At 64.1% G+C, this 370-nt stretch carries 1 pseudogene; it reads right to left on the reverse strand.

Going from position 1 to position 370, the window contains the following annotated elements:
• Positions 1-370, reverse strand: a pseudogene (locus tag SB751_RS28550) (S9 family peptidase); the annotation flags it as partial.

Raw genomic sequence — 370 nt, forward strand, 5'->3', positions numbered from 1 at the left:
GGGCTCAGGCAGGGCGCGGCGTAAAAATCGCCGCCTTCCGCGAGTACCGTGCGCGTGCCGTCGTCGAGTGCAATCGACACGAGGCGATGCGTGCCGCCGTCTTCTTCCACTGCGAGAATCGCGCCGTGGCTGAAGCGCAGATCGCCATAGCGTCGCGTGCCTTGCGTGAGCGTAACGGGCGCGCTATGACCGTCGATCGGCTGACGATAAAGCTGCTGATCTTTCTCGTTGACGAAGACGATCGCGTCAGCGGCAATGCAAAATGAACCGCCGCCGTATTCGTAGACGCGTCCACGCGCGCTGAAACCATCGGGCGTCAAACAGCGCGGCGTGTTGCCCGCTTCGCGCGGCACAGCGTGCCAGATCCGGC

The organism is Cupriavidus sp. SIMBA_020 (assembly GCF_046535395.1).
Taxonomy (GTDB): Bacteria; Pseudomonadota; Gammaproteobacteria; order Burkholderiales; family Burkholderiaceae; genus Cupriavidus; species Cupriavidus campinensis.